The sequence below is a fragment of the Bacillus sp. EKM202B genome (genome assembly GCF_011066025.1).
GTDB classification, from domain to species: Bacteria; Bacillota; Bacilli; order Bacillales; family Bacillaceae_G; genus Bacillus_A; species Bacillus_A toyonensis.
On record NZ_JAAMNK010000086.1, the window covers coordinates 1 to 1161 of the forward strand.

At 34.7% G+C, this 1161-nt stretch carries 1 protein-coding gene; it reads left to right on the plus strand.

What is annotated here, in order from left to right; all coding sequences use genetic code 11:
• Positions 1-548: 548 nt before the first annotated feature.
• Positions 549-1161: RNA-guided endonuclease TnpB family protein (locus G9F74_RS29385; RefSeq protein WP_165406426.1), on the plus strand; the 613-nt coding region annotated here is incomplete at its 3' end.

Here is a 1161-nt window from a genome sequence, read left to right on the forward strand (position 1 = left end):
CCTTACACATAACCTTTAGAAAAAAGAAACACTCTCTACTATAATTGACGTTGTATGAGCTTAGCTTGATAGCGATGTGGGCGGTACCCCTAAATAACTATGTAGAAATGAGTACTGTATTATACAGTATTCATTTCTTTTAGTTCGCCTTTAATTATAATTAAAATAGTCAATATCGTTTACTAATTCCAATTCAAATAAGCAATTAAATTTCCACTACTCTATTGATAGATTTTTCAAATGAAACAATATCCACATTAATTCTTTATATAGATATGAGAGTATTAGTTCCATTTTACTATGCATTTTGTGTAGTAATGTATTTATATTATGTTTTAGAGTTGTGACTTTGACTTAATTTATCATTTTAGCCAAGAAGACTCCTTCCTCAAGGAACGCGAAGTGAGTAGGTAGGAGATGAATTGGCTTCGGACAAGAGATGGCAGGAAGCCATCTTAATTGTTCGACATACATAAACTGTTACTTCACTATCTATCGAATGTATGTTTGTTATATAATAGACACATGCCGAAATGGAGGTGAAATGAATGATGATTAATAAAGCATATAAATTTCGTATCTATCCAAATCAAGCACAAGCGATCCTAATCAAAAAAACGATTGGCTGCTCTCGTTTTGTATTCAATCACTTCCTATCTCTATGGGATAATGCATACAGAGAAACAGGAAAAGGTTTGACATATGGTATATGCTCTGCCAAACTTCCTGCTATGAAGAAAGAGTTTGTTTGGCTCAAAGATGTGGATAGTATTGCGATTCAGTCGTCTGTTCGCAACCTTGCGGATGCTTATATACGCTTTTTCAAAAAACAAACTAGTGCCCCGCGTTTCAAATCTAAGAAAAACAACGTACAATCTTACACCACAAAACAAACAAATGAAAACATTGCCATTGTAGGAAAAAAGATAAAGCTGCCGAAACTAGGTCTTGTTCGATTTGCCAAGAGTCGCGAAGTAAAGGGACGTATTGTAAATGCTACGGTTAGAAGGAACCTTTCTGGCAGATACTTTGTGTCCTTGTTAGTTGAAACAGAAGTGCAAGAACTTCCAAAAACCCAATCTTACATTGGAATGGATGTGGGACTAAAAGATTTCGCCATTTTGTCAGATGGAACAACCTATAAAAATCCGAAGTTTTTTC